This is a genomic window from Streptomyces sp. NPDC012827, assembly GCF_042900905.1.
Lineage (GTDB): Bacteria > Actinomycetota > Actinomycetes > Streptomycetales > Streptomycetaceae > Streptomyces > Streptomyces gulbargensis.
The window spans coordinates 252,991-260,614 of the sequence record NZ_JBIBBY010000011.1; the positions used below are offsets into that span (position 1 = coordinate 252,991).

Genomic DNA, 7,624 nt, shown 5'->3' on the forward strand with positions numbered 1-7,624 from the left:
TGCCGCGCATCTTGAACACGAAAGTTTCGACTGTGAGTGACACACACCAGGGCGGGGCGGTCGCGACGAGCGCGCCTCCGTCCGTCGACGAGGGCCTGGCCCCGGCCGAGCTGGCCGCCAAGTACGGTCTCTCGGTCAGCGGCGCCCGGCCCGGGCTGTTCGAGTACGTCCGCCAGCTGTGGAGCCGCCGCCACTTCATCCTGGCCTTCTCCTCGGCCAAGCTGACCGCCCAGTACAGCCAGGCCAAGCTGGGCCAGGTGTGGCAGGTGGCGACCCCGCTGCTCAACGCCCTGGTCTACTACCTGATCTTCGGGCTGATCCTCGGCGCGGGCCGGGGCATGAGCGAGGACGTCTACATCCCCTTCCTCGTCACCGGCATCTTCGTGTTCACCTTCACGCAGAGCTCCGTGATGGCGGGCGTACGGTCGATCTCGGGCAACCTGGGCCTGGTGCGCGCCCTGCACTTCCCGCGCGCGACCCTGCCGATCTCCTTCTCGCTCCAGCAGCTCCAGCAGCTGCTGTTCTCGATGATCGTGCTCGTGGCGATCGCCATGGCCTTCGGCAGCTACCCCTCGGCCAGCTGGCTGCTGCTGATCCCCGCGCTCTTCCTCCAGTTCGTGTTCAACGTGGGACTCGCGATGATCGTGGCCAGGATGGGTGCCAAGACGCCCGACCTCGCCCAGCTGATGCCCTTCGTCATGCGCACCTGGATGTACGCCTCGGGCGTGATGTTCTCCATCCCCGCGATGCTCGCCGACAAGCCCGCCTGGATCGCCGACGTCCTCATGTACAACCCGGCGGCGGTCTACATGGACCTGATCCGCTTCGCGCTGATCGACGGGTACGGCTCCGAGAACCTGCCGTCGCACGTCTGGGCGACCGCGCTCGGCTGGGCCCTGGCCTTCGGCATCGGCGGCTTCGTCTACTTCTGGAAGGCCGAGGAGAGGTACGGCCGTGGCTGACACCGACCGGGGCAACGTCCCCACCGTCATCTGCGACGACGTCCACATCGTCTACCGGGTCAACGCCGGCGGCGGGGGCAAGGGCAGCGCCACGGCCGCCCTGAGCCGGATCCTGGGCCGCGGCAAGGCCGAGGTCACCCGGGGCGTCCGCAAGGTCCACGCGGTGCGCGGCGTCACCTTCACCGCCTACCGCGGCGAGGCCATCGGCCTCATCGGCTCCAACGGCTCCGGCAAGTCCACGCTGCTGCGGGCCATCGCCGGACTGCTCCCCACCGAGAGCGGCAAGGTCTACACCGACGGCCAGCCCTCGCTGCTCGGCGTCAACGCGGCCCTGATGAACGACCTCACCGGTGAGCGCAACGTGATCCTGGGCGGCCTGGCCATGGGCATGAGCCGCGAGGAGGTGCGCGAGCGCTACCAGGACATCGTCGACTTCTCCGGCATCAACGAGAAGGGCGACTTCATCAGCCTGCCGATGCGGACGTACTCCTCCGGCATGGGCGCCCGCCTCCGCTTCGCCATCGCCGCCGCCAAGAACCACGACGTCCTCCTCATCGACGAGGCCCTCGCGACCGGCGACCGCAAGTTCCAGATCCGCTCCGAGGAGCGCATCAGGGAGCTCCGCAAGGAGGCGGGCACCGTCTTCCTCGTCAGCCACAGCAACAAGTCCATCCGGGACACCTGCGACCGGGTGCTCTGGCTGGAGAAGGGCCAGCTCCTCATGGACGGGCCCACCGACGAGGTGCTCAAGGCGTACGAGCGCGAGACCGCCCGCTGAGTCGCGCCGAGCCTCCGGGATCCCCCCTGCCGCCCGTCCGGCAGGGGGGATCCCGCGTCCGCGTCGCGCCCCGCGCGGAATGTTCATGCGGTCAACATCGGGCAGGATGACCCCATGGCAGCGACCTCGGGCGGGAAGACCTATCACCACGGCGATCTGCGCAACGCGCTGATCGGCGCGGCCGTCGACCTCGCCACCGAGGGCGGCCCCGAGCGGGTCGTCCTGCGTGAGGCGGCCCGCCGGGTCGGTGTCTCGCCCACCGCCGCCTACCGCCACTTCGCCGGTCGCGGGGAACTCCTCCGTACCGTCGGGGGCCACGCCCGGCGACGGCTCGCCGCCGCCATGGAACGGACCGCCGCCCGGGAACCCGGCGCCGACGACCCCGCCCTCGCCGCCGAGCGCCGGCTCGCCGCCCTCTGCCGCGGATACATCGCCTTCGCCCTCGAACAGCCCGGCCTCTACCGGGCCGCGTTCCACACCGTCCGCCCGGCCCCCGGACACGGCTCCGCCGCCGACCTCCCCACCGAGGAGCCCGAGTGCCGGGCCTTCGCCCTGCTGGGGGAGGCACTGGAGATCCTTGGCCGGTTCCGTACCCCCTCCGGCGCCGCGACCCGTCCGGCCGCCTGCGCGGCGGTGTGGTCGGCCGTGCACGGACTGTCACTGCTCCTGCTCGACGGGCCGCTGCGGCGTCTGCCGGCCCCGCGCCGGGACGCGGTCGTGGAGACGACGCTCGCCATGGTCGTCTCCGGCACCCGAGGGCTCTGACCGGCGCCGACGACCCAACGGGACGCCCGGCGACGGAAGTTGAGGGGCCCGTCGGCACCTGCCTTCCGGCCCCCGGCACCCCCGCACGGCGAGGTGTCCCGTACGACGTAAGCTGTACCGGTCCGTTCCGTGGCACGCAGGGTGACATCCCCGAGGCCACCGACCCACCTTCGAGGTCCCTCCGGCAGGGCTCGGCGGCGTGTCCGAAATAGGATGGATTGGATCGGCAGTGTAGAACGGGAGATGTGACGGCCATGACGCAGAATCTCCAGCTCCACGAGGGTGCCGCCGTCCCCGCGCCGGGCGCCGCCCGGTGACGGCAGCTCCGCAGGCGCGGCCCGGCGCCTCCTCGCGCACCACCCTCGGCAAGGCCGCGGACGAGAACTTCCCCGTGGCCCCCTTCTTCGTACCCCGCGCCTGGCGCGAGGACCTCATGGCCGTCTACGGATACGCCCGCCTGGTCGACGACATCGGCGACGGCGACCTGGCCCCCGGCGGCGGCGACGCCCGCCTCCTCGGCCTCGGCCCCGACCGCGCCGGCGACCGGCTCGCCCTCCTCGACGCCTTCGAGGCCGACCTCCACCGCGTCTTCGACGGAACCCCCCGCCACCCGCTGCTCCGCGCCCTCCAGCCGACGGTGCGGCGCCACGGGCTCACCCCCGACCCCTTCCTCGGCCTGATCGCCGCCAACCGGCAGGACCAGCTCGTCCGCCGCTACGAGACGTACGACGACCTCCTGGCCTACTGCGAACTCTCCGCCAACCCCGTCGGCCGGCTCGTCCTCGCCCTCACCGGCACCGCCACCCCCGAGCGCGTCCGCCGCTCCGACGAGATCTGCACCGCCCTCCAGATCGTCGAACACCTCCAGGACGTCGCCGAGGACCTCCGCCGCGACCGGATCTACCTCCCGGCCGAGGACCTCAAGCGCTTCCACGTCACCGAGGACGACCTCGCCCGGCCCACCGCGGGCGCCTCCGTCCGCGCCCTCGTCGCCTTCGAGGCCGACCGCGCCCGCGCCCTCCTCCACGCCGGCATCCCCCTCGTCGGCAGTGTCCGCGGGCGCCTGCGGCTCCTCCTCGCCGGGTTCACCGCCGGCGGCCTCGCCGCGCTCGACGCCGTCGCCGCCGCCGGATTCGACGTACTGCCCGGCCCGCCGGGGCCCACCAAGCCGAGCCTGATGCGCCAGGCGGGAGCCGTGCTGCTCAGGGCGCGGAGAGAGGGGTGAACGCCACCGTGGAGGAACAGCCCCGGACGTCCGCGCCCGTGCGCGCCGCGTACGGCTACTGCGAGGCCGTCACCGGACAGCAGGCCCGCAACTTCGCCTACGGCATCCGTCTCCTGCCCACCGGGAAGCGCCAGGCCATGTCCGCCCTGTACGCCTTCTCGCGGCGCGTCGACGACATCGGCGACGGCACGCTCCCGCCCGAGGAGAAGCGGCAGCGCCTGGAGGCCACCCGCGCCGTACTCGACCGGATCCGCGGGGGCGAGGTCGCCGAGGACGACACCGACCCGGTCGCCGTCGCGCTCGCCGACGCCGCCCGCCGCTTCCCGATCCCCCTCGGCGGCCTCGACGAACTCATCGACGGCGTCCTCATGGACGTGCGCGGTGCCACCTACGAGAACTGGGACGACCTCAAGGTCTACTGCCGGTGCGTCGCCGGGGCCATCGGCCGCCTCTCGCTCGGCGTCTTCGGCACGCAGCCCGGGGCGGCCGGGGCCGACCGGGCCCCGGAGTACGCCGACACCCTCGGGCTCGCGCTCCAACTCACCAACATTCTCAGGGACGTCCGCGAGGACGCCGCCGGCGGCCGGACCTACCTGCCCGCCGACGACCTCGCCAAGTTCGGCTGCCAGGACGGCTTCGCCGCCGACACCCCGCCCGCCGGCGCCGACTTCGCCGGCCTCGTCCACTTCGAAGTGCGCCGCGCCCGGGCCCTGTTCACCGAGGGCTACCGGCTGCTGCCCCTGCTCGACCGGCGCAGCGGCGCCTGCGTCGCCGCGATGGCCGGCATCTACCGCCGTCTCCTCGACCGCATCGAGCGCGACCCCGAGGCCGTCCTCCGGGGCCGCGTCTCGCTCCCCGGCCACGAGAAGGCGTACGTCGCCGTCCGCGGCCTCTCCGGCCTGGACGCCCGCCACATCGCCCGCCGCACCCTCCGGAGCACGGCGTGACGCGCCCGCCCGCCCCCGGCGGCCCGCGCACGCGCCCGTACGCGCCCGGTCCGGCGGCGGTGCGGGCCGCTTCCCCGGCCGGCCCCGTCCTCCCCTCCGCGACGACCCGAACGGAGCCGGCGTGACGCCCGACGCGACCACCTCCACCCCCGGCCCGGCGCCCGACCGGCACCGCCCGCCGGCCACCGCCGGCCGGCTCGCTCCGGACGCCACGGCACCGGCCGTCCGGCAGCAGGACGGCCGGACGGAACCCGCCGGCCGCGAGGCCGGCGTCCGTACCGGGCGGGACGCCGAGGACGGCACCGGCCACGGGGACGGCCGCCGGCGGCACGCGGTCGTCGTCGGGGGAGGCCTCGCCGGAGTCACCGCGGCCCTGCGGCTCGCCGAGTCCGGGGTCCGCGTCACCCTCCTCGAAGGGCGGCCCCGCCTCGGCGGCCTCGCCTTCTCCTTCCGCCGCGGGGACCTGCACGTCGACAACGGCCAGCACGTCTACCTGCGCTGCTGCACCGCCTACCGCTGGTTCCTCGACCGCATCGGCGGCGCCCACCTCGCGCCGCTCCAGGACCGCCTCGACGTGCCCGTCCTGGACGTGGCCCACCCGCGCGGCCCCCGGCTCGGGCGGCTGCGGCGCGACGCCCTGCCCGTACCACTGCACCTGGCCCGCAGCCTCGCCACGTACCCCCATCTCTCCCTCGCCGAACGCGCATCCGTCGGCCGTGCCGCGCTCGCCCTGCGCCGGCTCGACCCCGCCGACCCGGCCCTGGACGGCATCGACTTCGCCACCTGGCTCGGCCGGCACGGACAGACGCCCCGCACCATCGAAGCCCTGTGGGACCTGGTGGGCGTCGCCACCCTCAACGCCACCGCCCCGCACGCCTCCATGGGCCTGGCCGCCATGGTCTTCAGGACGGGGCTCCTCTCCGAGCCCGGCGCCGCCGACATCGGCTGGGCCCACGTCCCCCTCGGCGAACTCCACGACACCCTCGCCGCCCGCGCCCTCGCCGGCCTCGGCGTGCGCACCGTGCTCCGGGCCAAGGCCGAGCGGATCTCCCGTACCGCCGACGGCCGCTGGGCGGTCGCCCTGCCCGGCGAGACCGTCGAGGCCGACGCCGTCGTCCTCGCCGTCCCCCAGCAGGAGACCCACCACCTGCTGCCCGAGGGTGCCCTCGACGACCCCGACCGGCTCCTCGACATCGGCACCGCCCCCATCCTGAACCTGCACGTCGTCTACGACCGCAAGGTGCTCCGGCAGCCCTTCTTCACCGCGCTCGGCTCCCCGGTCCAGTGGGTCTTCGACCGCACCCGCTCCTCCGGGCTCACCGGGCCCGGCCAGTACCTCGCCGTCTCCCAGTCCGCCGCCCAGGACGACATCGACGAGCCCGTGGCCGCCCTGCGCGCGCGGTACCTGCCCGAGCTGGAGCGGCTGCTGCCCGCCGCCCGCGGGGCCGGGATCCGCGACTTCTTCGTCACCCGGGAGCGGACGGCGACCTTCGCGCCCACCCCGGGCGTCGGCCGGCTCCGGCCCGGCGCCCGTACCCACGCCCCCGGCCTCTACCTGGCCGGCGCGTGGACCGCCACCGGCTGGCCCGCGACCATGGAGGGCGCCGTCCGCAGCGGCTTCGCCGCGGCGGGCGCCGCGCTCTCCGCCTTCGGCCGCCGCCACGACCACCCGCTGCAGGAGGCGGTATGAGTGTGAGTACCGGAACAAGAGGAGAGACCGTGCCGACAGCGCATCCGGGGAGCCCGGCCGTCGACACCGCGGACGTGACCGCACTGCTGGAACGGGGACGGACCCTGTCCACCCCCGTACTGCGGGCGGCCGTCGACCGCCTCGCACCGCCCATGGACACCGTGGCCGCCTACCACTTCGGCTGGATCGACGCCCACGGGAGGCCCACGGACGCCGACAGCGGGAAGGCCGTGCGCCCCGCGCTCGCCCTGATCTCGGCCGAGGCCGCGGGGGCCGCGCCCGAGATCGGCGTCCCCGGCGCCGTCGCCGTCGAACTCGTCCACAACTTCTCGCTGCTCCACGACGACCTCATGGACGGCGACGAGCAGCGCCGCCACCGCGACACGGTGTGGAAGGTGCACGGGCCGGCGCAGGCCATCCTCGTCGGTGACGCCCTCTTCGCCCTCGCCAACGAGCTGCTGCTCGAACTCGGCACCGTCGAGGCCGGGCGGGCCACCCGCCGCCTCACCACCGCCACCCGCAAGCTCATCGACGGGCAGGCCCAGGACATCTCCTACGAGCACCGCGAGCGGGTCACCGTCGAGGAGTGCCTGGAGATGGAGGGCAACAAGACGGGCGCCCTCCTCGCCTGCGCGGTCTCCATCGGCGCCGTCCTCGGCGGCGCCGACGACCGCACCGCCGACAAGCTGGAGGAGTTCGGTTACCACCTCGGCCTCGCCTTCCAGGCCGTCGACGACCTCCTCGGCATCTGGGGAGACCCCGAGGCCACCGGCAAGCAGACCTGGAGCGACCTGCGCCAGCGCAAGAAGTCCCTGCCGGTCGTCGCCGCCCTCGCCGCCGGCGGGGAGGCCTCCGAGCGCCTCGCCCGGCTCCTCGCCGAGGACGCCAAGTCCAACGAGTTCGACTCCTTCTCCGAGGAGGACTTCGCCTACCGGGCCGCCCTCATCGAGGAGGCCGGCGGGCGCGAGTGGACCTCCGAGGAGGCCCGCCGCCAGCACACCGTCGCGATCCGCGCCCTGCACGAGGTGGACATGCCCACCCGCGTACGGGAACAGCTGATCGCTCTGGCCGACTTCGTCGTCGTACGGAAGAAATGATCGCCATCAGCCTGATATGAGTTCGCAGTCGCCGGGCGGCGCCCCCCCCCCCCCCCCCCCCGCCGACCCCCCCCCCCCCCCCGGGGCCCCCCCCCCCCCGGGGCCCCCAGACCCCCCCCAACCCCCCCCACCCCCGGGCCGGGCGCCCCCCCGCCCCCCC

Annotated in this window: 7 protein-coding genes; all 7 read left to right on the forward strand. The window is 74.4% G+C overall.

What is annotated here, in order from left to right; all coding sequences use genetic code 11:
- Nucleotides 1–32: 32 nt before the first annotated feature.
- Nucleotides 33–962, forward strand: a complete 930-nt coding sequence (locus tag ACFY60_RS24475; RefSeq protein WP_309049866.1) for an ABC transporter permease — start codon at nt 33–35, stop codon at nt 960–962.
- Nucleotides 955–1,740: an ABC transporter ATP-binding protein gene (locus ACFY60_RS24480; protein WP_309049865.1), complete on the forward strand. Its 786-nt coding sequence runs from the start codon at nt 955–957 to the stop codon at nt 1,738–1,740. Before ACFY60_RS24475 ends, ACFY60_RS24480 begins: the two co-directional genes overlap by 8 nt.
- Before the next feature lie 114 nt (nt 1,741–1,854).
- Nucleotides 1,855–2,505, forward strand: a complete 651-nt coding sequence (locus tag ACFY60_RS24485) for a TetR/AcrR family transcriptional regulator (protein WP_388617031.1) — start codon at nt 1,855–1,857, stop codon at nt 2,503–2,505.
- A 313-nt stretch (nt 2,506–2,818) separates the two neighbouring features.
- Nucleotides 2,819–3,730, forward strand: a complete 912-nt coding sequence (gene hpnC / locus ACFY60_RS24490) for a squalene synthase HpnC (RefSeq protein WP_388617034.1) — start codon at nt 2,819–2,821, stop codon at nt 3,728–3,730.
- Complete coding sequence (hpnD, locus tag ACFY60_RS24495) at nt 3,727–4,677, forward strand: presqualene diphosphate synthase HpnD (protein ID WP_388617037.1); 951 nt, start codon at nt 3,727–3,729, stop codon at nt 4,675–4,677. The genes hpnC and hpnD overlap by 4 nt, the downstream gene beginning before the upstream one ends.
- A 121-nt stretch (nt 4,678–4,798) precedes the next feature.
- Nucleotides 4,799–6,367: a hydroxysqualene dehydroxylase HpnE gene (gene hpnE, locus ACFY60_RS24500; protein ID WP_388617040.1), complete on the forward strand. Its 1,569-nt coding sequence runs from the start codon at nt 4,799–4,801 to the stop codon at nt 6,365–6,367.
- Nucleotides 6,364–7,464 (forward strand): polyprenyl synthetase family protein, encoded by a 1,101-nt coding sequence (locus ACFY60_RS24505; RefSeq protein WP_388617043.1) that lies wholly within the window; start codon nt 6,364–6,366, stop codon nt 7,462–7,464. The genes hpnE and ACFY60_RS24505 overlap by 4 nt, the downstream gene beginning before the upstream one ends.
- Nucleotides 7,465–7,624 lie beyond the last annotated feature (160 nt).